23 protein-coding genes and 1 tRNA gene are annotated in these 22,973 nt (G+C 72.6%); 16 read left to right on the top strand and 8 right to left on the bottom strand.

From position 1 onward, the window contains the following. Positions 1 to 21: 21 nt before the first annotated feature. A complete protein-coding gene (locus QRT03_RS20865; protein ID WP_286054976.1) occupies positions 22 to 498 on the top strand; it encodes a MarR family winged helix-turn-helix transcriptional regulator in 477 nt (158 codons plus the stop codon). Here the strand turns inward: QRT03_RS20865 and QRT03_RS20860 are convergent. After that, positions 486 to 2,033: an acyl-CoA synthetase gene (locus QRT03_RS20860; protein ID WP_286054975.1), complete on the bottom strand. Its 1,548-nt coding sequence runs from the start codon at positions 2,031 to 2,033 to the stop codon at positions 486 to 488. The genes QRT03_RS20865 and QRT03_RS20860 overlap by 13 nt on opposite strands. Positions 2,034 to 2,178: 145 nt before the next feature. On the opposite strand from QRT03_RS20860, the gene QRT03_RS20855 reads away from it, so the two are divergent. Then, complete coding sequence (locus QRT03_RS20855) at positions 2,179 to 2,424, top strand: hypothetical protein (protein WP_286054974.1); 246 nt, start codon at positions 2,179 to 2,181, stop codon at positions 2,422 to 2,424. Here the strand turns inward: QRT03_RS20855 and QRT03_RS20850 are convergent. Further along, on the bottom strand, positions 2,403 to 3,176 hold the full coding sequence (locus QRT03_RS20850) for an isocitrate lyase/PEP mutase family protein (protein ID WP_286054973.1): 774 nt from the start codon (positions 3,174 to 3,176) through the stop codon (positions 2,403 to 2,405). The two genes, QRT03_RS20855 and QRT03_RS20850, sit on opposite strands and share 22 nt — an antisense overlap. An 898-nt stretch (positions 3,177 to 4,074) precedes the next feature. On the opposite strand from QRT03_RS20850, the gene QRT03_RS20845 reads away from it, so the two are divergent. Beyond that, positions 4,075 to 4,770, top strand: a complete 696-nt coding sequence (locus QRT03_RS20845; RefSeq protein ID WP_286054972.1) for a GntR family transcriptional regulator — start codon at positions 4,075 to 4,077, stop codon at positions 4,768 to 4,770. A gap of 7 nt (positions 4,771 to 4,777) precedes the next feature. Here the strand turns inward: QRT03_RS20845 and QRT03_RS20840 are convergent, their stop codons facing one another. Next, the gene (locus tag QRT03_RS20840; protein WP_286054971.1) at positions 4,778 to 6,100 is read right to left on the bottom strand and encodes an MFS transporter; all 1,323 of its coding nucleotides are present in this window, start codon (positions 6,098 to 6,100) and stop codon (positions 4,778 to 4,780) included. A 112-nt stretch (positions 6,101 to 6,212) separates the two neighbouring features. Here QRT03_RS20840 and QRT03_RS20835 point away from each other — a divergent pair, with 112 nt between their 5' ends. Continuing rightward, complete coding sequence (locus tag QRT03_RS20835; RefSeq protein WP_286054970.1) at positions 6,213 to 6,512, top strand: hypothetical protein; 300 nt, start codon at positions 6,213 to 6,215, stop codon at positions 6,510 to 6,512. Here the strand turns inward: QRT03_RS20835 and QRT03_RS20830 are convergent, their stop codons facing one another. Then, the gene (locus QRT03_RS20830) at positions 6,513 to 6,827 is read right to left on the bottom strand and encodes a Rieske (2Fe-2S) protein (RefSeq protein WP_286054969.1); all 315 of its coding nucleotides are present in this window, start codon (positions 6,825 to 6,827) and stop codon (positions 6,513 to 6,515) included. Between the two features lie 45 nt (positions 6,828 to 6,872). Here QRT03_RS20830 and QRT03_RS20825 point away from each other — a divergent pair, with 45 nt between their 5' ends. Then, positions 6,873 to 7,589 carry an endonuclease/exonuclease/phosphatase family protein gene (locus QRT03_RS20825; protein ID WP_286054968.1) on the top strand — a complete coding sequence of 239 codons (717 nt, stop codon included), beginning with the start codon at positions 6,873 to 6,875 and terminating at the stop codon, positions 7,587 to 7,589. Here the strand turns inward: QRT03_RS20825 and QRT03_RS20820 are convergent. After that, a complete protein-coding gene (locus QRT03_RS20820) occupies positions 7,586 to 8,494 on the bottom strand; it encodes a nicotianamine synthase family protein (RefSeq protein ID WP_286054967.1) in 909 nt (302 codons plus the stop codon). The two genes, QRT03_RS20825 and QRT03_RS20820, sit on opposite strands and share 4 nt — an antisense overlap. A gap of 65 nt (positions 8,495 to 8,559) precedes the next feature. On the opposite strand from QRT03_RS20820, the gene QRT03_RS20815 reads away from it, so the two are divergent. Further along, the gene (locus tag QRT03_RS20815; RefSeq protein WP_286054966.1) at positions 8,560 to 8,904 is read left to right on the top strand and encodes an ArsR/SmtB family transcription factor; all 345 of its coding nucleotides are present in this window, start codon (positions 8,560 to 8,562) and stop codon (positions 8,902 to 8,904) included. Positions 8,905 to 9,009: 105 nt separating this feature from the next. Here the strand turns inward: QRT03_RS20815 and QRT03_RS20810 are convergent. Continuing rightward, positions 9,010 to 9,083, bottom strand: a tRNA-Leu gene (locus tag QRT03_RS20810). 386 nt (positions 9,084 to 9,469) lie between these two features. On the opposite strand from QRT03_RS20810, the gene QRT03_RS20805 reads away from it, so the two are divergent. The 7 genes from QRT03_RS20805 (at position 9,470) to QRT03_RS20775 (ending at position 16,834) form a co-directional block, all read left to right on the top strand. Further along, the gene (locus QRT03_RS20805) at positions 9,470 to 10,108 is read left to right on the top strand and encodes an ANTAR domain-containing response regulator (RefSeq protein ID WP_286054965.1); all 639 of its coding nucleotides are present in this window, start codon (positions 9,470 to 9,472) and stop codon (positions 10,106 to 10,108) included. A gap of 137 nt (positions 10,109 to 10,245) precedes the next feature. Beyond that, entirely contained in the window at positions 10,246 to 11,451 is a 1,206-nt protein-coding gene (locus QRT03_RS20800; protein ID WP_286054964.1) for a branched-chain amino acid ABC transporter substrate-binding protein, read from the top strand. A gap of 171 nt (positions 11,452 to 11,622) precedes the next feature. Continuing rightward, the gene (locus QRT03_RS20795; protein ID WP_286054963.1) at positions 11,623 to 12,828 is read left to right on the top strand and encodes a branched-chain amino acid ABC transporter substrate-binding protein; all 1,206 of its coding nucleotides are present in this window, start codon (positions 11,623 to 11,625) and stop codon (positions 12,826 to 12,828) included. A 214-nt stretch (positions 12,829 to 13,042) separates the two neighbouring features. Then, positions 13,043 to 13,987 (top strand): branched-chain amino acid ABC transporter permease, encoded by a 945-nt coding sequence (locus tag QRT03_RS20790; RefSeq protein ID WP_286055399.1) that lies wholly within the window; start codon positions 13,043 to 13,045, stop codon positions 13,985 to 13,987. Next, positions 13,984 to 15,192: a branched-chain amino acid ABC transporter permease gene (locus tag QRT03_RS20785; RefSeq protein ID WP_286054962.1), complete on the top strand. Its 1,209-nt coding sequence runs from the start codon at positions 13,984 to 13,986 to the stop codon at positions 15,190 to 15,192. The genes QRT03_RS20790 and QRT03_RS20785 overlap by 4 nt, the downstream gene beginning before the upstream one ends. Before the next feature lie 74 nt (positions 15,193 to 15,266). Then, complete coding sequence (locus QRT03_RS20780) at positions 15,267 to 16,118, top strand: ABC transporter ATP-binding protein (RefSeq protein WP_286055398.1); 852 nt, start codon at positions 15,267 to 15,269, stop codon at positions 16,116 to 16,118. Next, positions 16,115 to 16,834 (top strand): ABC transporter ATP-binding protein, encoded by a 720-nt coding sequence (locus QRT03_RS20775; RefSeq protein WP_286054961.1) that lies wholly within the window; start codon positions 16,115 to 16,117, stop codon positions 16,832 to 16,834. The genes QRT03_RS20780 and QRT03_RS20775 overlap by 4 nt, the downstream gene beginning before the upstream one ends. Before the next feature lie 114 nt (positions 16,835 to 16,948). Here QRT03_RS20775 and QRT03_RS20770 read toward each other — a convergent pair whose 3' ends face one another. Further along, complete coding sequence (locus QRT03_RS20770) at positions 16,949 to 17,959, bottom strand: NAD(P)/FAD-dependent oxidoreductase (protein ID WP_286054960.1); 1,011 nt, start codon at positions 17,957 to 17,959, stop codon at positions 16,949 to 16,951. Between the two features lie 76 nt (positions 17,960 to 18,035). Here QRT03_RS20770 and QRT03_RS20765 point away from each other — a divergent pair, with 76 nt between their 5' ends. Both QRT03_RS20765 and QRT03_RS20760 read left to right on the top strand, forming a co-directional pair. Then, the gene (locus tag QRT03_RS20765; protein ID WP_286054959.1) at positions 18,036 to 18,602 is read left to right on the top strand and encodes an XRE family transcriptional regulator; all 567 of its coding nucleotides are present in this window, start codon (positions 18,036 to 18,038) and stop codon (positions 18,600 to 18,602) included. An 88-nt stretch (positions 18,603 to 18,690) separates the two neighbouring features. Further along, entirely contained in the window at positions 18,691 to 19,530 is an 840-nt protein-coding gene (locus QRT03_RS20760; RefSeq protein ID WP_286054958.1) for a class I SAM-dependent methyltransferase, read from the top strand. Positions 19,531 to 19,670: 140 nt separating this feature from the next. Here the strand turns inward: QRT03_RS20760 and QRT03_RS20755 are convergent, their stop codons facing one another. Next, positions 19,671 to 20,141, bottom strand: coding sequence for a PaaI family thioesterase (locus tag QRT03_RS20755; RefSeq protein ID WP_425604877.1), 471 nt, complete (start codon positions 20,139 to 20,141; stop codon positions 19,671 to 19,673). A 125-nt stretch (positions 20,142 to 20,266) separates the two neighbouring features. Between QRT03_RS20755 and polA the strand changes: the two genes are divergently transcribed. Continuing rightward, on the top strand, positions 20,267 to 22,954 hold the full coding sequence (gene polA / locus QRT03_RS20750; protein ID WP_286055396.1) for a DNA polymerase I: 2,688 nt from the start codon (positions 20,267 to 20,269) through the stop codon (positions 22,952 to 22,954). The last annotated feature ends 19 nt before the right edge of the window (positions 22,955 to 22,973 follow it).

The raw sequence follows: 22,973 nt of genomic DNA, 5'->3' as shown, positions 1-22,973 counted from the left end.
TCGACTACGGGAAGTCCCTCCATGTCCGGCGGTGAGCTCGCCCTGCGCCTGTTCGCCGCCTTCCGTCACCTCGTCGACCGGGTGCACGTCGACCTCGCCGAGCACGGCCACCCACGGGTCCGGCCGACGCACGGCTTCGCCCTCCAGGCCGTCGGGCCCACCGGCGCAACGGCGGGCGAGCTGGCGACCCGCCTGGGCGTCACGAAGCAGGCCGCGGGCAAGACCGTCGACGCGCTGGAGGCGCTGGGCTACGTCGAGCGCGCCGGCGACCCCCAGGACGCCCGCCGGAAGATCGTCGCGCTGACCGCGACCGGCTCGGAGGTCCTCGGGCTCTCGGCGCGCTTCTTCGACCGTGCCCACGCGCAGTGGGTCGCGACGGTCGGCGACGAGCAGGCGGGTGCGTTCGAGCAGGTCCTACGGACGATCACCGACGAGGTGACTCCTCGCCTGGACGCCGCGTCGTGGCTGGGCGACGACGGCCGCCGTCAGGACACCTGACGGGACTGCGCCTCCCAGTACGGCGCCCGGAGCTCACGCTTGAGGACCTTCCCGGCGCCGGAGATCGGCAGTGCGGCCACGAACTCGACGGAGCGGGGTGCCTTGAACCGGGCGATGCGCGCCGCGACGTGCTCCCGCAGCTCCTCGACCGGGGGCGTGCATCCGTCCCGGAGGACGACGACGGCGTGCACCCGCTCCCCCCACTGCTCGTCGGGGAGCCCGATGACGGCGCACGACGCCACCGCGGCGTGCGAGGACAGCGCGTTCTCGACCTCGACGGAGTACACGTTCTCGGCGCCGGTGACGATCATGTCCTTGATCCGGTCGACGACGTAGACGTAGCCGTCGTCGTCCATCCGGCCCGCGTCCCCGGTGTGCATCCACCCGCCCCGCAGCGCCTCCGCGGTCGCCTCCGGCCGGTTCCAGTAGCCCTGCATCACGTGTCCGCCGCGGACGACGATCTCGCCGATGGTCCCGCGCTCCACCTCGTGGTCGTCCTCGTCGACGATCCGGACCTCGGCGTGCGGGGCGGCTCGTCCGGCGGAGCGGCGCAGGTGCTCCGTCGCGTGGTCGGCCGGGAGCAGCAGGGTGGCCACCGGGGCGAGCTCGGTCATGCCGTAGGCCTGGGTGAAGCCGACCCCCGGGAGCCGGGCCGAGGCCCGGTCGAGCACGGCGGCGGAGATCGGGGAGGCGCCGTAGATCAGGGTGCGCAGGCTGGAGAGGTCGGCGTCGCGGGTCGCGGGATCGTCGACCAGCAGTTGGATCATCGTCGGGACGAGGAGCGCGTCGGTGATCCGGTGGTGCTCGATCGCCTCGGCGACCCCGGTGGGGGTGAACGACGGGACGATCACGTGGGTCCCGCCGAGGACGGTGCAGGCGACCCAGGCGGCCCCGTCGGCGATGTGGAACATCGGCGCCGCGTGCAGCAGCCGACCGCCGGGCCGCATGAGGTCCCCGGTGGCGAGCATGCCCAGCGCGGACACCAGCAGGTTGGCGTGGCTCAGGACCACGCCCTTCGGTGTGCCGGTGGTGCCGCCGGTGTAGTAGATGCCGTACGGGTCGTCGCCTCCGCGCATCGCGTCGACGACGGGTGCGTGCGTCTCGACCAGGGCCTCGTAGGGCAACGTGCCCTCGGGGGTCGGTCCGTCCCCGACGTGCACCACGTGGCGCAGGACCGGGGCCGCGGTGCGGACCTGCGGGAGCAGGGGCAGCATCGTGTCGTCGATCAGGAGGATCGTGGCGCCCGAGTCCTCGAGGGCGAAGGCGACCTCTGCGGCGCTCCACCGCACGTTGACCGGAACCACGATCCCGCCGGCCCACGGGACCGCCAACAGGTACTCGTGGTAGCGATCGGAGTTGAGCGCGAGCATCGCGACGCGTCCTCCGGCCTCGAGGCCGAGCTCGCGCAGGGCGGAGGCGAACCGGGCGACGCGGTCGCGGCTCTCGGCCCAGGTCCAGGTGCGGTCGCCGTGGATCGTCGCCGGGAGGTCGGGCGTCTGGCGGGCCGCGCGGTGCAGTCCCTGGGTCAGGTACATGGGGTCCCCCTGCTGATGTGAGGCAGGCCACAGGGTGACGGAACGTACTCAAGGTCGGAATGCGGACCACTCGTTCAGCCCAGTGCAGTATCCGCACGTCAGCTCGGATCTTGGAGGTCCGCGGGCTCCGCGGTGAGATCCGCGCATGAACGAGTGGATCGCCGAGGTGGGCGCCGACACCGCGGCCTACCTCGCGACGTCGACGCGGACGTCGGTCCTGGCCCGCGAGTACCGCCCGGAGGATCTCGGCGACGGCCGGATTCGCTACTCGAAGCGGGCACTCGGGGCGTCGCGGGAGCTCTCCGAGGAGGAGGACGGCGCCATCACCGACGACGCCGAGGGGCTCCGGGTGTGGGTCGGCGACGACGCCTACGAGCTCGAGGAGGTCTGACTCCAGGCCTGCACCTCGTCGTAGGACACGGCGTCGCCCGGCGGGCGGCCCTCGCGGACGGCCACCGCAGCATCGACCAGCCGGGTCATCGCGGACCGGTAGAGCAACGAGCCGGTGCTGATCCGGGCGACGCCCAGCTCCGCGAGCCGGTGCCGGTCCAGGGTCGCCGACGCGAGGACGTTGAGGGGCGCGTCGACGGCCGCAGTGATCGCCTCGATCGTCGCCACGTCGAGCGCGCCGGGAACGAAGACGCCGTCGGCCCCGGCGTCGACGTAGCGCCGCACGCGGGCGATCGCATCGTCAACGGTGCCCGCGTCCAGCCAGAACACGTCGGTCCGGGCGTTGACGAAGACGTCCGGGCACCGGTCCTTCACCGCCCGGATGCGGGCCTCGTGCCGGGCCGGGTCGACGAGCTCCCCGGCCGTCGCGTCCTCGAGGTTGACGCCGTCCACGGCCAACGACTCGACGAGGTCCGCGACCGCGATCGGGTCGTCGTGGAACCCGTCCTCGAGGTCGGCGGTGAGCAGCACCTCGGGGAGTGTGTCGCGCAGTTCCCGGGTCACGGCGAGCGAGGCGTCCCGGGACGCGCGGGTGGCGTCCTCGATCCCGCGGGAGGCCGCGACGCCGAGGCTCGTCGTGCCGATCGCACGGAAGCCGGCGGCCACCAGGGCCCGCGCCGAGCCGACGTCCCACGCGTTCGGCAGGACGAACGGCTCACCGGGGACGTGCAGGGCGGCGAACGGGGTGCTCATCGGAACTCCTCGGGGTCGATGGAGGCAGCGTCGGGGGCGGGGAGCAGAGCGGCTTTCGGAACGTCAGCGTTGCGCGACGCACACGGTCGCGGCAGGACGCTCGCCGGGCGCGGTCGTTGCGCGACGCACACGGTCGCGGCAGGACGTCCAGCGGAACACGGCCGTTGCGCGACGCACACGGTCGGTGCAGGACGTCCAGCGGAACACGGCCGTTGCGCGACGCACACGGTCGGTGCAGGACGCCCACCGGAACACAGCCGTTGCGCGACGCACACGGTCGATGCAGGACGCCCACCGGAACACGGTCGTTGCGCGACGCACACGGTCGGAGCTCAACGCCCGCGACGGCGAGCCCGGCGCGCTCGACGCTCGAGGTGGCGCGCAGCCCGGGCGGGTCTCACCGTCGCGGTCGCCGCGCATGTGGGCGCCCCGCGGACTGCGGCGGCCCAGCACACCGATGGGCTCGGTGACGGCCGGCCGGGCAGACCATGATCTGTACTTCGTGGGCGAGTCGCACCAGATCTTGCGCGTGTCGCTCCCGAACTGCTGATCATGGTCGCGGACCGGGCCAGGCCGTGTGCGGGACGCACAGCGCGAACGGAACGGGTCGGCGTGCTCCGGCCGTGTGTGGCACGCACCGCGCGATCGGAACGGATCGGCGTGCTCCGGCCGTGTGCGGCACGCACAGCGCGAACGGAACGGGTCGGCGTGCTCCGGCCGTGTGCCGCACGCACAGCGCGAACCGAACGGGTCGGCGTGCTCCGGCCGTGTGCGTCGCGCAACGGTGCCGGCGGGCTGGTCTCGGCGCACACGCCCGACCCTGCCCGCCGCACCCTTCGTCGAGGATCGAAGCGACGACCCATCGTTGAACGATCCGGCGAGACGTACGCTGGTGATCGTGACCGACCCGGCCCGCTCCGCCCTCGACGCGCTCGCCCGTGTGCAGGTTGCGCAGACGTCGTCGACCGCGGAGCGCGTGGCGGACGCGGTGCGCGAGCAGGTCGTCGAGGGGCTCCTGCTGCCCGGGGTCCGGTTGCCGGAGCAGGCGTTCTGCGAGGCCCTCGCCGTCAGCCGCAACACGCTCCGCGAGGCGTTCAGCGAGCTGATCTCCGAGCGCATCCTCGTCCGGGAGCAGCACCGCGGGGTGTTCGTCTCGACGCCGGGTCTCACCGACGTCCGCGACGTGTACCGGGCCCGGCGGCTCGTCGAGCCGGCCGCCGTCCGGCACGGGGTCCACGCCGGCGATCCGTCCGCCGTGAAGGCGCTCGCCGTCGCGGTCGACGAGGGGCACGCGGCCGCGGCGCAGCAGGACTGGACCGGGGTCGCGGACGCGAACCAGCACTTCCACCGCGCGGTCGTCGCGCTGGCCGGCAGCGACCGGCTCGACACGCAGATGGCCCTGCTGCTCGCCGAGATGCGGCTGATCTTCCACCGGGTCGGCGTCCGCGAGGACTTCCACGCGCCCTACCTGGAGCGGAACACCACGGTCACCCGCCTCGTGGAGCAGGGCCGCCTGGACGACGCGGCGACCGAGCTCGACGCCTACCTCGCCGACGCCGAGGCCCGGATCGTCGCGGCCCTCGACGGCGCGTAGCCGCAGCTCACGCCTCGGCCGGCACCGACCTGTCGTCGGGAAGGCCGTCGACGAAGGCCTCGCGCTCGGCCGCGGGGCGTTCCCGCATGGCGAGCACCGCGGCGAGGGTGATCAGCGCGAGCACGGCCATGTAGGCCGACACCGACAGTGAGGTGCCGGTCGCCTCGACGAAGGCGGCCGCCAGCAGCGGGGCGAACGCACCGCCGAGGACCGCGCCGAGGGCGTAGGCCAGCGACGCGCCGCTGTAGCGCACCGACGCCGGGAACATCTCGGCGTAGGTCGCAGACTGCTGGCCGTAGGTCAGGCCGAGCGGGATCCCGAAGACCACGACCGCGAGCACCATGAGCCCCACGTTCGCGGTGTCGAGCAGCAGGAACAGCGGGAACGACCAGACCAGCAGGGCGAGCGTGCCGACGAGGTAGACCCGCTTGCGGCCGACCCGGTCCGACCAGCGTGCGGCCCACAGCGTCGCGAAGCCCCACGAGACCGCGCCCGCGATGCCCACCAGCAGCATCGTCGCCGTCGACTGTCCGAGTGATCGGGTCCCGTACGAGGTGATGAAGGCGATCAACAGGTAGCCCGCCATGTTGTTGGCCATGAACAGACCGATGCCGACCAGCAGCTCCCGCGGGTGCTGCCGCAGCACGACGCCGAGCGGTGCGGACCGGCGGGCCCGACGGCGACGGAGCTCGTCGAAGACCGGGCTCTCGTCGACGCGGTAGCGGATCACGAAGCCGACCCCGATCAGCACGATCGAGAGCAGGAACGGGATGCGCCAGCCCCACGCGAGGAACTGCTCACGGGTGGTCAGCCCGGACACCGTGAAGAACACCGCGTTGGCGATCAGCAGCCCGATCGGGACGCCGAGCTGCGGGAACGAGCCGTAGTAGCCGCGCTTGCCGTGCGGGGCGTGCTCCACCGACATCAGCGCCGCGCCGCCCCACTCGCCGCCGGCCGAGACGCCCTGCAGCAGCCGCAGCACCACCAGCAGCACCGGGGCGGCCGCGCCGACCGACGCGTACGTGGGCAGCAGGCCGACCCCGACCGTCGAGATGCCCATCAGCAGCAGCGTTGCGACCAGGACCCCGCGGCGCCCGAAGCGGTCACCCAGGTGCCCGGCGAGCACCCCGCCGACGGGGCGCACGACGAAGCTGACCCCGATGGTCGCGAACGAGGCGAGCAGACCCGCCGTCGGGCCGAGCGGGGAGAAGAACAGCTGCCCGAACACCAGCCCGGAGGCCGAGGCGTAGATGAAGAAGTCGTACCACTCGATGGTGGTGCCGACGAGGCTCGCGCCGAGGACGCGGCGCACCTGACGCTGATCGGACATCGACGTCCTTTCCCGACGGCGGGTTGTGGGCGCGGTCACCGTAGGCGAGCCGTGTTCCATCCACCAGGGCGATGCCAACCGGGCGGAAGGCGTCGTGGGTAGCGTCGGGTTCATGGCCGCTGCGAGCAGGGGATGGGTGCGCCCGTGGGTGCAGCTCGTCGAGATCACGGTGTCGGCCCCGATCGTCATCGGGGCGCGCACCGCACGCCTGGTCGCGGGCGGCTGGCCGCCGAGCGCGCGGGACCGCCGGGAGCTGCGCCGCATGGTCACGGAGAAGGCGTCCGCGTTCGGGCAAGCAGGCTGGATCGCGGTGAGCCGCCCGCCGACGGACACCGCCCGCTTCGTCGGCGACGTCCTGGCCCCGGTGCAGCGGGCCGTGCGGGGGAACCGGCGCCGGCTCACCCGGACCTGATCAGCCCGCGTCCACCCACACCGCGCCGTCGTGGATCTCGCAGGGGAACGTCGCGACCGGGTCGACCGCCGGGATGCCGCGCGCCTCGCCCGTGTGCAGGTCGAACGTCGAGGCGTGCGCCGGGCAGACGATCTCGTCGTCCTCGGTGACGTGCCCCTCCGCGAGCGACTGTCCCTGGTGGGTGCAGGTGTCCTGCACCGCACACGCCTCGGTGGGGCTCAGCAGGACCACACAGATCGGCGTGCCGGCCAGCTCGACCCGGAACGGTTCGCCCTCCTCGAGCTGATCGGTGTCCGCGACCGCCTCCGACGCCATCGTCGTCCCCCTCCACGTCCGGGGACGACGGTTGCCCGCGCGGCGGTGCTCGTACTCCTGCTGCTCGCCGCCTGCACCCCGACGGCCGAGCGCCCGGCGTCCCTCCGGGTGATGACCTGGAACGTCCTCACGTCCCGCCACGACCCGGCGGACTGGGCGCCGACGATCGCCGCCGCGCGACCCGACGTCGTGGGCCTGCAGGAGATCTGCGCCGTGGAGGCGGGGGAGCTCGCCGACCTCCTGGGGCGCGAGCACGGTCTGGACTACGTCGCCGTGCCCGGCCCGGTCGTGCCCACGCCGGCCGAGGACGCGGCGCCGGTGAACGCCGCCCTGCGGCGACCGTGCGCCGATCGCGGACCGGTGACCTACGGGCTGGCGATGCTCGTCCGGCGGCCCGTGGTCGCCGCGACCGTTCAGCTCTTCGCGCCCGACCGCCGGGACGAGCAGCGCGGCTACCAGCGCGTCGACCTCGGGTCGTTCGTGGTGCTGAACGCCCACCTGGGGCTGAATGGCGTCGCCGGAGCGCAACAGGCGGCGTTGGCGGCGGCGGTCGACGGGCGTCCGACGGTCGTGCTGGGCGACCTCAACAGCGTCGACGTCGGGCCCCTGGGGAGCCTCACGTCCGTCGGCTCCTTCCCGACGACGGGTGCGGGCGCGATCGACCACGTGCTGGTCCGCGGCTTCGGCGTGGTCTCCGCCGACGCGCCGCCGGTGACGGTCTCGGACCACCGCCCTATCGTCGCGGACCTCGCCGGGCCCTAACCGGGGACGCGCGCGACCACGACGGAGTTGACGACGTCGGTGAACGGGTGCACGACCGACAGGGTCTCGAGGCCGGGCAGGTCGTGGGGGTCGAGCACCGGGTAGAGCAGCCCGCGCAGCGAGTGCGCGCTGCGGGCGAGGACGAGGGTGCCGGGGGCCAGACATCGGCCGAGGTGGGCGAGCAGCCGCTGCTTCGACGTCGGCTCCAGGCCGGCGAGGGCGGCGAGGTAGACGAGGTCGTAGCGCTCGAGGCCGTCGACGTCCTCCGCCTCGCCGGTGCGGAAGCGCAGGCCCGTCCGCCCGAGGGCCGTCGCCAGCGCGCCGCCGAGCGTGGCCGCCTCCGGCGCGTGGTCGAGGTTGTCGACCTCGCAGCCGTACCGCTCCGCCAGCAGCATCGAGGTGAGCGGCAGCGGGCCGGAGCCGACGAACAGGACCCGCCGCGGGCCCTCCGGGACGAGGCCGGTCACCGCGTGGTGTTCCAGGCGCGTCAGGTCGACGTAGTTCTGGTGATAGGGGAACCGGGCCAGTTCGGCGGCGGGATCGGACGCCGCGAGGACACGGCGCGCCCAGTGCTCTTCCAGGTGGTACTCGCCGTCCGCGCAGAGCCGCCGCAGCTCGGGCAGGAGGGTCGCGACGGCGGGGTCGGCGAGCACGGTCTCGGCCTCGCGCGCGGCGCCCGGCTCGATCGCGAGTGCGACGAGCCGGCCGAAGAGGTCGTTCGTCTCCGGGCCGGGGGAGAGGTCCGCGCGGTCGGCGAGGGCGCCGTGCAGCGCGAGGACCTCTGCGACGACGGAACCGGCCCTGCTCGAGCCGGTGTCCCCGTGCCCGCAGCCGTGTACCGCAGGTCGGGCGGGCAGCCCTTGGGCCTGACCGGAGCGGCCGACGGATCGACGGATCGGTGTCACGCTCGTCATGATCGTCCGACCTCCACGGTGGTGCCCGGCGGTTCCTCGTGCCAACATACGTGCTCGTGTGCGCACGCGACAACGATGCAGCCGCCGGGGGGTGGCAACAGCTCCCGGCCGACGAACGCGTCGACGAGGTCGTGGAGGGCCTGCGCATGCTCGCCGACCCGACCCGGCTGCGTCTGTTGTGGCTGCTCTGCGGCGAGGAGCTCGACGTGTCCTCGCTCGCGGAACGCCTGGGGGTGGCCCGCCCGGCCGTCTCCCAACACCTCGCGAAGCTGCGCCTGGTGGGCCTGATCACCCAACGCCGCGACGGCCGCCGCGTGCTGTCGCGCGCGAGGGATCACCACGTGGGTGAACTGCTCGCGGACCTCGTCCACGATGCAGGCCATCGGCTCGCGGCGCGATGAGCTCGAGTCCGCCTGATCCAAGATCACCAGAACAACGAGGATTCGGATGCTGAGGCCTCGGATCCTCGTTGTTGCGGCGATCTTGAGGAGCGGAGATGGAAGAAGTGCCCTCGGTGGGATTCGAACCCACACTGTATGGAGTTTGAGACCACCGTCTCTGCCAATTGGACTACGAGGGCTTACTGCATTCGCCGAATTTCCGGCCTGGCTCGAGTCTAGCCACCGCACGAGTGTCCCCGTGAAGCGGTCGTGCGCGGCGGAATGCGGCGCACCGACGACGCCGACGACTCCCCACGGGTCGAGCGAGCACAGGCGGTGGCGGGCTCGATGTCCGGACCGCCGAGAGTGCTCGCTCATCGACGGCGTGTCGGACGCACCACCATCTGACGGGGCCGCGACCGTGTGACAGCCCCCTCACCGTGGCGCTCGTCGTCGACGCCCGCGCAGGTCGGGCGGATAGGCTCCAGCTGAATCGAGCCGGCCAGCCCGGAGTCGATGACCGGCCCGCCCCTCGGGGGAGACATCGGGCGTCGCCGGCCGCAGCGACGCGCACAGGAGGACCGCCATGAGCCAGCAGGCCGCGGAGATCGTCGCCGAGGTGGACACCGTCCCCGAGCCGCAGGAGACGCCCCGCGAGGCCCTCCGCGTGCTCGTGGCCGAGGACGAGGCGCTCATCCGCATGGATCTCGTGGAGATGCTCCGCGAGGAGGGCTACGACGTCGTCGGCGAGGCGGGCGACGGTGCGCAGGCGATCGAGATGGCCCGCTCGCTGCGACCGGGCCTGGTCATGATGGACATCAAGATGCCGGGCACCGACGGCCTCGAGGCGGCGTCCACGATCGCCCGCGAGCGGATCGCCCCCGTCGTCATGCTCACCGCCTTCAGCCAGCGCGAGCTCGTCGAGTCCGCGCGCGACGCCGGCGCCATGGCCTACCTGGTCAAGCCGTTCACGAAGACCGACGTCGTCCCGGCCATCGAGGTGGCCGCCAGCCGGTTCGCCGAGGTCAGCGCGCTCGAGAACGAGGTCGCCGAGCTCACCGAGCGCCTCGAGACCCGCAAGGCGGTCGAGCGCGCCAAGGGCCTGCTGATGTCGAAGAAGAAGATGACCGAGCCCGACGCGTTCCGCTGGATCCAGCGCACCGCGATGGACCGCCGGACCACGATGAAGGCGGTCGCGGACGCGGTCGTCGAGACGTTCGGCTGAGCGGGGTATCGCCCGACGAGAGACGGCCACGGTGACGATGCGTCGTTCCGCCGCGTGAGTGACCCGGCTCGCTGACCTGCACCAACGAGCGGACCCGATCACGGGCGTCACTCGATCGTGACCTACGGTGCTCGGCCATGAGGCGCTGCGCTGCGATGGCAGCGGTCGTGGTGGGGGCCGCTCTGACCCTGACGGCGTGCGGCGGATCCAGCTCGTCGCCCGGGGACTGCGACACCGACCGCGGCACGCTCACGGTCGGGCTCGTCGCCCCGCTGTCGGGCGACCTCGCGAACATCGGTGCGGGCATGCGCAACGGCGCCGACCTCGCGGTGCGCGAGGCCAACGAGCAGTGCGCGATCCCGGGCTACCGGCTCGCGCTGGACGCCCGCGACGACCGGGCGGACCCCGCGACCGGCGCCGCCGCCGCCCGGGACCTGGTCGCGAACCCGGACCTGATCGGGGTCGTCGGGACGTACAACTCCTCCACCGCCCAGGCCGTGCAGCCCGTGCTGGGTGAGGCCGGCGTCGTCCAGGTGTCCCCGGGCAACACGAACACCTCGCTCACGCGCGGCGCGAACCCCGTCACCGCCCCGCTGCGGCAGTACCAGACCTACTTCCGCGTCGTCGCCACCGACGCCGTGCAGGGGCCGCTCGCCGCGAACTTCCTGGCGGCCGGCGGGCGCAGCCGGGTCGCGGTCGTCAGCGACGGCAACACCTACGGCGAGGGCATCGCGAACGAGTTCGTGAAGCAGTTCCAGACCCGCGGCGGGCAGGTCGTCCTCCGCCAGACCCTGCCCGCCGCCGCACCGGCCTCCGCCCGCGACGCCACCGTCGCCGCGGTCCGCGCCGCCCGGCCCCAGGCGGTCTTCTACGGCGGGGAGTACCCGGCCGGCGGCCCGTTGGCCGAGGCCCTGGGCGGTGACGCGGGCCCCGTGATGGGCGGCGACGGCATGGTCAACCCGGGCTACGCCGCCGCCGGGGGCCGCGAGGGCGACCTCGGCACGTCGGTCGGCGCGCCCCCCGAGACGCTGCCGGGCGCGCGGGCGTTCGTCGACGCCTACCGGGCGGCGGGGTACCGGGAGGGCTACGGCGAGTACGGGGCCTTCAGCTTCGACGCGGCCAACGTCGTCCTGTCGGCCGCCGGCTCCGTCATCACTGGTCGTGGTGGCGGAGAGTGGTCGACCGATCAACGACCCGCGGTGACGCAGGCGGTCCAGTCCTCTGATGCGGACGGCGTGACCGGAAGCATCTCGTTCGACCGGTTCGGCGACGTCGGGTCGGACTCGGTGACCGTGTATCGGCTGGTGAGCGGCCGATGGATCCCTGAGCGTACCCAACCCTGAGCGGGTTCGCCGGGTGGCCCACCCGCCCGGCCACACCTCGCGTTACGGCTTCGATACCAGCTGGACGCCCGCTGTTCCTCGCGGTGATTTGGGTCTATGTTTCCCACCCGACCGGCGGAGTTTGGAACTTCAACGGTCGCTCTGCGAACACCAGCAACGGAGGTTTGTTCAGTGGTCCGACGTCGGCTCGCCGCCGCAGGTGCCCTGGTCGCGGCAGCGGCCCTGGTGCTCTCCGGCTGCGCCAACCAGAGCGGGAGCGGCCCGGCGCAGACCAGCGCGGCCCCCGCCCCCGCCCAGCCGAACAACGCCGTCCTCCCGGCCGGAGACGGCCAGGGACGGTGCGCCCCCGGCACCTCGATCGCGTACGTCGGCACCCTCGCCGGCCAGAACGCCGCCCTCGGGCAGGCGATCGCCAACGCCACCGAGCTGGCCGTCAACCAGCACAACCAGGCCAACCAGGGCTGCCAGGTCACCCTGGTCAAGGCGGACTCGGGCGGCACGCCCGACACCGCGGTCGGCCCGACGCAGGCCGTCATCAACAACCAGGCCGTCCTCGGCATCGTCGGCCTGCCGTTCTCCGGTGAGTCGAAGGCCGTCGGCCCGGCGCTGAACGCCGCGGGCCTGGTCAACATCACGCCGTCGGCCACCAACCCCGGCCTCACGGCGAACGGCTGGACCAACTTCTTCCGTGGCCTCGGCAACGACGCGGTGCAGGGCCCGGCCGCGGCGAAGTGGATGCAGGGCAAGTTCAACCCGCAGTCGATCTGCGTCATCAAGGACGACTCGGACTACGGCATCGGGCTGGCCCAGGCGGTCACCCAGGCGCTCGGCCCGCAGGTGGCCGCGTGCCAGGGCGACGTCAAGACCAACCAGAAGGAGTTCTCCGCGACGGTCGGCCAGGTCCAGCAGGCCAACCCGCAGGCGATCTTCTACGCCGGCTACTACACCGAGGCCTCGCCGCTGATCCAGCAGCTGCGTGACGCTGGTGTGCAGACGCCGTTCGTCGCGCCGGACGGCGTCAAGGACGAGCAGTTCGTGGTGAACGCGGCCGGTTCGGCCAACGGGTCGTTCCTGACCTGCCCGTGCGTCCCGCAGGAGGGCTTCACCGCCTTCACGCAGGCCTATCAGCAGGCCTACAACACCCCGCCGCAGACCTACTCGGCCGAGGCGTACGACGCCGCGACCATCCTGCTGCAGGGCATCGACAAGGGCGCGAACTCGCGTCCGGCGCTGCTGAACTTCGTCAAGTCCTACAACGGCCAGGGCCTGACCAAGAAGTTCCAGTGGCAGCCCAACGGCGAGCTCACCGACACCCCGGTGTACGTCTACCGGGTCGACGGCGACAAGATCGTCACGGATTCGCCGATCACCGGCTGATCACCACGCCGACGGCCGCGTCCGGGCCACCAGCCCGGGCGCGGCCGTCGTGCGTCCGCCCCCGCGGGGCCTCGACGACGAGGCTCCGCGTTCCCCCGGCCGGGTCACCACCTCGGCCGCCGGCGCCCCCAGGGAGAGCGTCATCCACACCCTCACCGCAGTCACGGACCTGGTGGCCCAGGGCTCCGGGCCGTGGATCAACTTCGACGTCGGGTTGTTCCTCGACCGCTTCTGGGCCAACACCATCAACGGGCTCTCCTACGGGAGCATCTACGCCCTGGTCGCCCTCGGCTACACCCTGGTCTACGGGGTGCTCCAGCTCATCAACTTCGCCCACTCCGAGATCTTCGTGATCGGGGTGTTCGGCGTGTACTTCACCTTCCTCGCGCTCGGCTTCCAGCCCGGCCAGACGCCCAACGTCCCCCTCGCCGGCATCATCGCCAACCTCGTCCTCGCGGGTGCGGTCGGCATGATCCTCGCGGGCGTCGCGGCGGTGATCCTCGAACGCGTCGCCTACCGGCCGCTGCGCAAGCGCAACGCGCCACGCCTCGCCTTCCTCATCACCGCGATCGGCGCGTCGTTCGTCATCCAGCAGGTCTTCCGGATCACGCGCGGATCGAACCCCGAGGGCACCATCCGCCTGCTCCCGCCGGAGCCACTGTTCCGGATCTTCGGTGCGCCGGTGACCAACCTGCAGCTGATCATCATCGTGGCGGCCCTGGCGCTGTTCGTCGTCGCCGACTCGTTCGTGAACCGCACGCGCCTGGGCCGCGGCGTCCGTGCCGTCGCCCAGGACCCCGCCACCGCCACGCTCATGGGCGTCAACCGCGAGCGCGTCATCATGATCACGTTCCTGCTCGGCGGCCTGCTCGCCGGCGCGGCCGCGCTGTTCTACCTGATGACGATCCCGCAGGGCGCGGTGTTCAACGGCGGCTTCCTGCTCGGCATCAAGGCGTTCGCCGCGGCCGTCCTCGGCGGCATCGGCAACCTGCGCGGCGCCCTGCTGGGCGGCCTGATCCTCGGCATCGCGGAGAACTACGGACAGTCCCTGTTCGGCGGCGACTGGCGCGACGTCGTCGCGTTCGTGCTGCTCGTGGGCGTGCTGATGTTCCGTCCGACCGGGATCCTCGGCGAGTCGCTCGGGAAGGCGAGGGTATGACCGCGACGACCGAGACGGAGCGGGCCCCGTCGTCGTCGGGAGGGCGGTTCGGCGAGCTCTCCCGCTGGTGGAACGCCCGCAGCCGACCCCAGCAGTGGGGTCTGCTGGTGCCGGTGGCCGCGATCATCTACCTGCTGCCGGTGCTCAACCCGCCGATCATCACCACCGAGCCGGCGACCTCGTTCCCCATCGCGCTGTTCAACGCGGCGGTGTTCGCGCTGATCGCGATCGGTCTTAACGTCGTCATCGGGCAGGCGGGTCTGCTCGACCTCGGCTACGTCGGCTTCTTCGCGATCGGGGCCTACTCCGCGGCGGTGCTGTCCTCGCCGGACTCCGAGCTCGGCGTTCGGTTCCCGTGGCTCGTGATCGTGCCGATCGCCATGGTGATCACGATGATCTCCGGCGTCATCCTCGGGACACCGACCCTGCGACTGCGCGGGGACTACCTGGCGATCGTCACGCTGGGCTTCGGCGAGATCGTCCGCCTGCTGGCCGACAACATCGACCCGCTGCGCGGCAACCGGGGCTTCCAGGACATCGCGCGGCCCGGCGGGACCTACCCCGACGGCTCGCCGATCTTCACTCAGAACGACGCCCAGGGCTTCTACTGGCTCGCGGTGACCATCGTGATCATCGTGCTGTTCCTCATGGGCAACCTGGAGCGGTCCCGGGTGGGCCGCGCCTGGATCGCGGTCCGCGAGGACGAGGACGCCGCCGAGCTCACCGGCGTCCCGACCTACAAGTTCAAGATCTGGGCCTTCGCGATCGGGGCCGCGGTCGGCGGGCTGTCGGGCACGCTGTTCGCCGCCCAGGTCGGGTTCGTCAACAACCAGCGGTTCGACGTGACGACCTCGATCCTGTACCTCGCCGCCGTGGTCCTCGGCGGGCAGGGCAACAAGGTCGGCGTCGTCGTCGGTGCCTTCCTGGTGTCCTACATCCCGGACCGGTTCCAGTTCGAGCCGGAGTACCGCTTCCTGGTCTTCGGGCTGGCCCTGATCATCCTCATGATCTTCCGGCCGCAGGGCATCCTGGGGATGCGCCAGCACCTGCTGACCTACGGTCGGCAGGCCTACCAGAAGCTGTTCGGAGCGGGGACGGGCGTGGCGCCGACGTCGTTGACACCCTCGTCCAGACCGGCGGGTGAGCCCGCAGAGGCCGTTCCCGACGACCGGTCCGGGTCGCGTCCGCAGGGAGGTGGGGAGTGACCACGCCTGACGCAGGAGACGGAGCGCAGCGGAGCTCGACCGTGACGGAGGGCCTGCTCGAGGCCGTCGAGCAGATGGACGCGGCCGAGCGTGCCGAGCACGAGGCCGCCGTCGCGGAGAAGGTCGCGCCGGACCGCGAGATCGCGGTCTCGGCGGGGGAGACCCTGCTCGCGGTCGACGGCCTGACGGTCCGCTTCGGCGGCCTCACGGCCCTCGACGACGTCTCCTTCGACGTGAAGCGCGGGGAGATCCTCGGGCTCATCGGACCGAACGGCGCCGGCAAGACGACGTGCTTCAACATCGTCACCGGCGTCTACCGGCCCACCGAGGGCGACATCCGGCTCGAGGGACAGTCCCTGGCCCGGATGAAGCGCTACAAGATCATCCAGGCCGGCGTCGCACGGACCTTCCAGAACATCCGGCTCTTCGGGGCGATGACGGCCCTGGAGAACGTGGTCGTCGGCACCGACGCCCGCCACCGCACCTCGGTGCCGGGGGCGCTGCTCCGGCTGCCGCGGCACCGTCGGGAGGAGCGGGAGGCCGTCGACAAGGCGATGGCGCTGCTCGAGTTCGTGGGGATCGCCGACCGCGCCGCGGACAAGGCGACCTCACTGCCCTACGGCGACCAGCGCCGCCTCGAGATCGCCCGCGCGCTCGCCACGGAGCCCAAGCTGCTCTGTCTCGACGAGCCCGCGGCCGGCTTCTCCGCGATCGAGAAGGACGCCCTGTCCGAGCTGATCCTCAAGATCCGCGACGACGGGTACACCGTGGTCCTCGTCGAGCACGACATGCGCGTGGTGCTCGGCGTGACCGACCGGCTCGTCGTGCTGGACTTCGGCCGGAAGATCGCCGACGGCGAGCCGGACGCGGTGCGCCGTGACCCGGCCGTCGTCTCCGCCTACCTCGGAACGGCGGTGGACGAGTGAGCCTGCTCGAGCTCCACGACGTGAACGTCGCCTACGGGCGGATCCAGGCGCTGCGGGGGATCACCCTCTCGGTGGAGGAGGGACAGATCGTCTCGTTGATCGGGGCCAACGGCGCCGGCAAGACGACGACGATGAAGACCATCTCCGGCCTGCTCGCCCTGCAGTCGGGGTCGATGACCTACGACGGCAAGGACCTGACGAAGGTCCGGGCCGACCTGCGGGTGCGCCAGGGCATCTGCCAGGTGCCCGAGGGCCGCGGGATCTTCCCCGGCATGACGGTGCTGGAGAACCTGGACATGGGCGGGTTCGTCCGCTCCGACCGGCGGTCGAAGGAGTTCTCCGACGACCAGGAGCGGGCCTTCACGTACTTCCCGCGCCTGGCCGAACGCCGGAACCAGGTCGGCGGCACCCTCTCCGGCGGCGAGCAGCAGATGCTCGCCATCGGGCGGGCGCTGATGGCCCGGCCGCGGCTGCTGCTGCTCGACGAGCCCTCGATGGGCCTCGCGCCGCAGTTCATCCAGCAGATCTTCCGCGTCATCGAGGAGATCAACAAGGAGGGCGTGACGATCCTGCTCGTCGAGCAGAACGCCACGCAGGCGCTCGGGCTCGCCCACCAGGCCTACGTCCTGGAGACCGGGGAGGTGACCCGCTCCGGCCCCGGCTCGGAGCTGCTCGCGGACCCGACGATCCAGGACGCCTACCTGGGCGTCTCGTAGGGCCGTTCCCGGCCGCTCCGCCACCGCACGAACGGGCCGTTCGTCACGATAGAAGGTGACGAACGGCCCGTTCGTCTCGTCGCGACGGGGCCGACGCCGGACCGTCCGCCGTCGTCAGGCCGGGAGCGGGAGGCCGTGCCGGCGCTCGCCGACGATCCGCGCGGTCAGTGCGGCCTCGCTCGCGGGCGAGAACGGCTCCGGCACGGCGGCCTCGGCCTCCGCCGCCGCGAGGTCGGCGTTGATGTGCGCCCCGGCCAGGGCGCCCGCGGCGGCCGACGCGCCGACCTGCGCCGTCAGGTCGGTGACGTTGCCCGCCACCCACACCCCGGGCACGGCGGTGGTGCCCGCAGGCCCGGAGACCACACGCCGGCCGTGCTGGACGTCCTCCGTGGGCAGCGCGAGCCCGTCGAGGCCGTCGGTGCGGGCCAGCATCGTCGTCGCCACGGCGAGCACGGTGCGGGGCACGATCCGGCCGTCGGCGAGGCGGACGCCCGTGATGCTGTGCCCGTCCGACTCGACGCCCGCCACCGGGGTGTCGACGACCCGCACGCCCCGGGCCTCGAACCGCGCCCGGGTGCGCCCGTCGAGCTCGACGTCGCCGCGGAAGAACACGACGTCATCGGAGAGCTGTCGGAACAGCAGGACCTGGTGGAGCGAGGCGGGCCCGACGCCGAGCACGCCGATCGCCTCGTCACGGACCTCCCAACCGTGGCAGTAGGGGCAGTGCACCAGCCCGCGACCCCAGTGTTCGGCCAGGCCAGGGAGGTCCGGCAGCTCGTCCCGCAGTCCCGTGGCGACCAGGAGCCGCCGCGCGCGCAGCACGGTGTCGTCGGCGAGCTCGACCCGGAAGTCGTCGTCGTCGTCACGCCCGGCCGACACGACCCGGCCCGCCACGATCCGGCCGCCGTAGCGCCGCACGTCCTCACGGCCGCGTCGCAGCAGCTCCGCGGGCGGGGTGCCGTCGAGGGCGAGCAGGCCGTGCACGCCCTCGGCCGGGGCGTTGCGGGGGTCGCCGCCGTCGATCACGACGACGGTCCGGCGCGAGCGGGCGAGCATCAGCGCACCGTTGAGGCCCGCGGCGCCGCCGCCGATGACGACGACGTCGACGGTGTGGGTGGTGGACATGGCGACCTCCGGAGGCGTGGGACGACCTGCTGTCCGGTGTAACCCGCGGCGGCCTGCGGGGCATAGGGTCTTGCTCATGACGCAAGAAGTCGGTGACCTGGACCGCCTGGTGCGCAACCGCATCCGCGCGCTGCGGGTCGCCCAGGGCCGGTCGCTGGAGGACCTGGCCGCGCAGGCGAACCTCAGCCAGTCCACGCTCAGCCGGATCGAGAACGGCCAGCGCCGCCTCGCCCTCGACCAGCTCGTCACCCTGGCCCGCGCCCTGGACACGTCCCTGGACCAGCTGGTGGAGACGGGCACCGACGACGTCGTCACGAACGCGGTCGTCGACGGGGCCCACGGGGCGCGACGGTGGTCGATCCGGGCCGAGCCCGGCATGTCCGTCGTCCGGCAGCGGATGACGGCCCCGCCGCCGGACGGTCCGGCCCGACTGCGGGCACATCCGGGACGCGAGTGGTTCGTCGTCCTCTCCGGCGCCGCCGTGCTCGTCCTGGGGGACCAGCGGATCCGCGTGGAGACGCACCAGGCCGCCGAGTTCCCGACGATGCTGCCCCATGCGATCGGCGCCCAGGGCGGGCCGTGCGAGATCCTGGGCCTGTTCGACCGCGAGGCCCGGCGGGGACACCGGGACGACCCGGAGTGACGGCGTTCTCGGCAACGGCGCGGCCCACTCTCTTGCGTATTGCGCAAACACTGCGTCCTCTGACGCAAGAACTGCCTAGGGTGCGGTCATGACCCACGAACACGGCCACCAGCAGCACGACCACCCGCAGCACGACCACGCCGGCATGGCGGAGATCCTCGACCTCGACGCCGAGGTGCTCGCCGAGCCCACCGCGGCCCTCGTCGCCGCGCTCCCCGTCCGAGAGGCTCCCCGGCGGGTCGTGGACCTGGGCGCCGGGACCGGGGTGGGCACGCTCGCCCTGCTCGACCGGTTCCCGGCCGCGCACGTGCTCGCCGTCGACGCCTCGGACGACCACCTCCGGCGTCTCCACGAGAAGGCCGCCTCCCGGGGGCTCGCCGGTCGGGTGGAGACGCTGCGCGCCGACCTCGACGCCGCCTGGCCCGACCTCGGGCGCCCCGACCTCGTGTGGGCCTCTGCCTCGCTGCACCACCTGGCCGACGTGGACGCTGCCCTGCACCGGCTGCGGGACCTGCTCGCGCCGCGCGGGCTGCTCGTCGTCGTCGAACCGGACGGCTTCCCACGCTTCCTGCCCGACGACGCGCCCGAGGACCGGCCGGGCGTCGAGCGGCGCGCCCACGAGGCCGCCGACCGCCGGGCCGCGGAGCACATGCCGCACCGCGGGGCGGACCTCGGGCCGACGCTGCGGGCCGCCGGGTTCACCGTCGAGCTCGAGCGGAAGGAGCCACTGGCGGTGGGCGGCGCCGCCGTCGGCCGGTACGCGCTCCTCGGACTGGGCCGGCTGCGGCACGGCGTGGCCGACGCGCTGTCCGCCGAGGACCTCACCGCGCTCGACCGGCTCCTCGACCCCGAAGGCCCGGGCAGCCTGCTGCGCCGCGACGACCTCGCGGTACGGACGACCCGCTCGGTGTGGGCAGCTCGGGCGTAGGTGTCGGCGATCGCGTGTCGCCCTGCACCTTGTCGCGGTCTCCGGCGCGCCACCCGACACCTTGTCGCTGTGAATCCCAGCGACAACCTGGCGGGCGGGCTGTGGAAACCCGCGACAGGGCGGCGCGGTCGTGACCGGCTTCAGGCCTTCGGCGTCGCGTCGCGGTAGATGCAGGTGAGCTTCGCGGTGCAGACCCGGTGGCCCTCGTCGTCGGTGATGACGATCTCGAAGGTGCCCACCGTCTTCCCGACCGACGCGGGCGTGCACACCGCCGTGACCAGCCCGGACAGCGCCGAGCGGTGGTGGGTGCAGGAGAGCTCCAGGCCGACGGGGCGTCGGTCGCCGACCCGGTTCAGGTAGGCCGCGGTGGAGCCGATCGTCTCGGCGAGCACTCCGTTCGCGCCGCCGTGCAGGAGGCCGAACGGCTGGCGGTTCCCGGCGACGGGCATGGTCCCCACGACGCGGGCCGGGTCCCACTCGGTGACCTCGATGCCCATCTTCACGGCGAGCTGCTCGTCGGGGTGGGAGACCTCGATCTCGGGGACGGCCTGCTGCTCGGGGGTCCGTGCTCCCGAGGTCGAGCTCCGCTGCGCTTCGTCTCCTGCTGCCACGAGCAGCATGCTAGGAGCGACGGGCGAGGCTGTCGGACCCCCCTGGCAGACTCGGCGCCGTGGCTGGGACGAAGACCGCAGACAAGCCCGCGACGACGCCGGGGGACGAGGCCGGGGGCGCCCGGCTGCTGCTCCTGGACGGCCACTCCCTGGCCTACCGCGCGTTCTTCGCGCTGCCGGTGGAGAACTTCACCACCACGTCCGGGCAGAAGACGAACGCCGTCTACGGCTTCACGTCCATGCTCATCAACCTGCTGCGCGACGAGGCACCCACGCACGTCGGCGTCGCCTTCGACGTGTCGCGGCAGAGCTTCCGGTCCGAGACGTTCGCGGCGTACAAGGCCAACCGCAGCGCGACGCCCGACGAGTTCCGCGGGCAGGTCGACCTGATCAAGGACATCCTCGCGACGCTGCACATCCCGGTGATCACGCGCGAGGGCTACGAGGCCGACGACGTCATCGCCACCCTGACGACGCAGGCCGTGGCCGAGGGGATGCAGGTCGCGATCTGCACGGGCGACCGCGACGCGTTCCAGCTCGTCAACGAGTCGGTCACGGTGCTCTACCCGCGCAAGGGCGTGTCCGACCTGGCGCGCTACACCCCCGAGGCGGTCCTCGAGCGGTACACGCTGACGCCCGAGCAGTATCCGGACTTCGCGGCCCTGCGCGGCGACCCGAGCGACAACCTGCCGAGCATCCCGGGCGTGGGGGAGAAGACGGCGCAGAAGTGGGTGCGGGAGTTCGGCAGCCTGGACGCGCTGGTCGAGCGGGTCGACGAGGTGCGCGGCAAGGCCGGTGACGCGCTGCGGGAGCACCTGTCGTCGGTCGTGCTGAACCGGCAGCTCACGGAGCTGGTGCGCGACGTCGAGCTCGACGTCACCCCACCGGAGCTCGAGGCGCGGGCGTGGGACCGCGACGCGGTGCACCGGCTCTTCGACGAGCTGGAGTTCCGCGTGCTGCGCGAGCGGCTGTTCTCCACGCTGCAATCCGCCGAGCCGGAGGCCGACGAGGGCTTCGAGGTGCGCGGCGCGGCCCTGGAGCCGGGCGCGGTCGCGGCGTGGCTGGACGAGCACGCCCGCGACGGGCGTCGGACGGGGCTCGGGTTCCGGGGCACCTGGTCGCATGGCACGGGCGACCTCGAGGGCGTCGCGATCGCGGCGGCCGACGGCGAGACCACCTACGTCGACGTCCGCGCGGTCACCCCCGAGGACGAGACCGCCCTGGCCGCCTGGCTCGCCGACCCGGAGCTGCCGAAGGCCGGCCACGAGATCAAGGGCCCGCTGCACGCCGTCCGCGGGCGGGGATGGCGGCTCGACGGCGTCACCAGCGACACCGCGCTCGCGGCGTACCTCGCGCGGCCCGGCGAGCGCAGCTTCGACCTGGCCGACCTCGCCCTGCGCTACCTGCGCCGCGAGCTCCGGGTCGAGGAGCCGGACGCGAGCGGGGACCAGCTCACCCTCGACGGCGGCGAGGAGGAGGCCGACGCGACCCTCGCGCAGACCGAGATGCTGCGGGCCCGCGCGGTCGCCGACCTCGCCGACAAGCTCGACGACGACCTCGCGGAGCTCGGCGGTACAGCGCTGCTCACCGACCTCGAGCTGCCGCTGCTGGCCGTCCTGGCCGACCTCGAGGCGGCCGGCGTCGCGGTGGACGTCTCCGCGCTGCAGGACCTGGAGTCGCAGTTCGGCGGCCGGGTCCAGGCCGCGGCGCAGTCGGCGTACGACGTGATCGGCAAGGAGATCAACCTCGGCTCGCCGAAGCAGCTGCAGGTGGTGCTGTTCGACGAGCTGCAGATGCCGAAGACGAAGCGGACCAAGACCGGCTACACCACCGACGCCGACGCGCTGCAGACGCTGAACGAGTCCAACCCGCACCCGTTCCTGGAGCACCTGCTCGAGCACCGGGACGCGACCCGGCTCCGGGTCACGGTCAAGGGCCTGCTCGACTCGACCTCCGACGACGGCCGCATCCACACGACCTTCAACCAGACCATCGCGCGCACCGGCCGGCTCTCCTCGACCGAGCCGAACCTGCAGAACATCCCGGTGCGCACCGAGGCCGGCCGCCGCATCCGCGACACCTTCGTCGTCGGGGCGGACTCCGCGGACGGCGCCTACGCCGAGCTGATGACCGCGGACTACTCGCAGATCGAGATGCGGATCATGGCGCACCTGTCCGTGGACGCCGAGCTGATCGAGTCGTTCAAGTCCGGCGAGGACTTCCACTCCGTCACGGCGGCCAAGGTGTTCGGGGTCGCCGAGAACGAGGTCAGCCAGGCCCAGCGCGCGAAGATCAAGGCGATGAACTACGGCCTGGCCTACGGGCTCTCGGCCTACGGTCTGTCCGCCCAGCTGCGCACCTCCACCGACGAGGCCAAGGAGCTGATGGAGGACTACTTCGCGCGGTTCGGCGGGGTCCGCGACTACCTGTTCCAGGTGGTCGACCAGGCCCGCAAGGACGGCTACACCAGCTCGATCCTCGGCCGGCGCCGCTACCTGCCCGACCTCAACAGCGACAACCGCCAGCGCCGGGAGATGGCCGAGCGGATGGCCCTCAACGCGCCGATCCAGGGCAGCGCCGCCGACGTCGTCAAGGTCGCGATGCTCGGCGTGCACGCGGCCCTGCGCGACGAGGGCCTGCGCAGCCGCATGCTGCTCCAGGTGCACGACGAGCTCGTGCTGGAGGTGGCGCCGGGGGAGCGGGACCAGGTCACCGAGCTGGTGCGCCGCGAGATGGGTGCGGCGTTCGAGCTCGACGTGCCCCTGGAGGTCTCGGTCGGCTTCGGCCGGTCCTGGGACCAGGCGGCGCACTAGACCCACCACCGAGGACTGG

It is taken from the genome of Actinomycetospora termitidis, from assembly GCF_030286555.1.
GTDB lineage: Bacteria > Actinomycetota > Actinomycetes > Mycobacteriales > Pseudonocardiaceae > Actinomycetospora > Actinomycetospora termitidis.
Note: the sequence above shows the minus strand (reverse complement) of the source record. Positions and strands in the feature narration are given on the sequence as shown.

Coding starts and splice junctions, on each gene's coding strand:
- QRT03_RS20760 (WP_286054958.1), top strand. CDS start 18,691: ATGACCCACGAACACGGCCACCAGCAGCACGACCACCCGCAGCACGAC.
- QRT03_RS20835 (WP_286054970.1), top strand. CDS start 6,213: ATGGCCGCTGCGAGCAGGGGATGGGTGCGCCCGTGGGTGCAGCTCGTC.
- QRT03_RS20850 (WP_286054973.1), bottom strand. CDS start 3,176: ATGAGCACCCCGTTCGCCGCCCTGCACGTCCCCGGTGAGCCGTTCGTC.
- QRT03_RS20800 (WP_286054964.1), top strand. CDS start 10,246: ATGAGGCGCTGCGCTGCGATGGCAGCGGTCGTGGTGGGGGCCGCTCTG.
- QRT03_RS20780 (WP_286055398.1), top strand. CDS start 15,267: ATGGACGCGGCCGAGCGTGCCGAGCACGAGGCCGCCGTCGCGGAGAAG.
- QRT03_RS20860 (WP_286054975.1), bottom strand. CDS start 2,033: ATGTACCTGACCCAGGGACTGCACCGCGCGGCCCGCCAGACGCCCGAC.
- QRT03_RS20855 (WP_286054974.1), top strand. CDS start 2,179: ATGAACGAGTGGATCGCCGAGGTGGGCGCCGACACCGCGGCCTACCTC.
- QRT03_RS20840 (WP_286054971.1), bottom strand. CDS start 6,100: ATGTCCGATCAGCGTCAGGTGCGCCGCGTCCTCGGCGCGAGCCTCGTC.
- QRT03_RS20765 (WP_286054959.1), top strand. CDS start 18,036: ATGACGCAAGAAGTCGGTGACCTGGACCGCCTGGTGCGCAACCGCATC.
- QRT03_RS20865 (WP_286054976.1), top strand. CDS start 22: ATGTCCGGCGGTGAGCTCGCCCTGCGCCTGTTCGCCGCCTTCCGTCAC.
- QRT03_RS20770 (WP_286054960.1), bottom strand. CDS start 17,959: ATGTCCACCACCCACACCGTCGACGTCGTCGTCATCGGCGGCGGCGCC.
- QRT03_RS20785 (WP_286054962.1), top strand. CDS start 13,984: ATGACCGCGACGACCGAGACGGAGCGGGCCCCGTCGTCGTCGGGAGGG.
- QRT03_RS20830 (WP_286054969.1), bottom strand. CDS start 6,827: ATGGCGTCGGAGGCGGTCGCGGACACCGATCAGCTCGAGGAGGGCGAA.
- QRT03_RS20805 (WP_286054965.1), top strand. CDS start 9,470: ATGAGCCAGCAGGCCGCGGAGATCGTCGCCGAGGTGGACACCGTCCCC.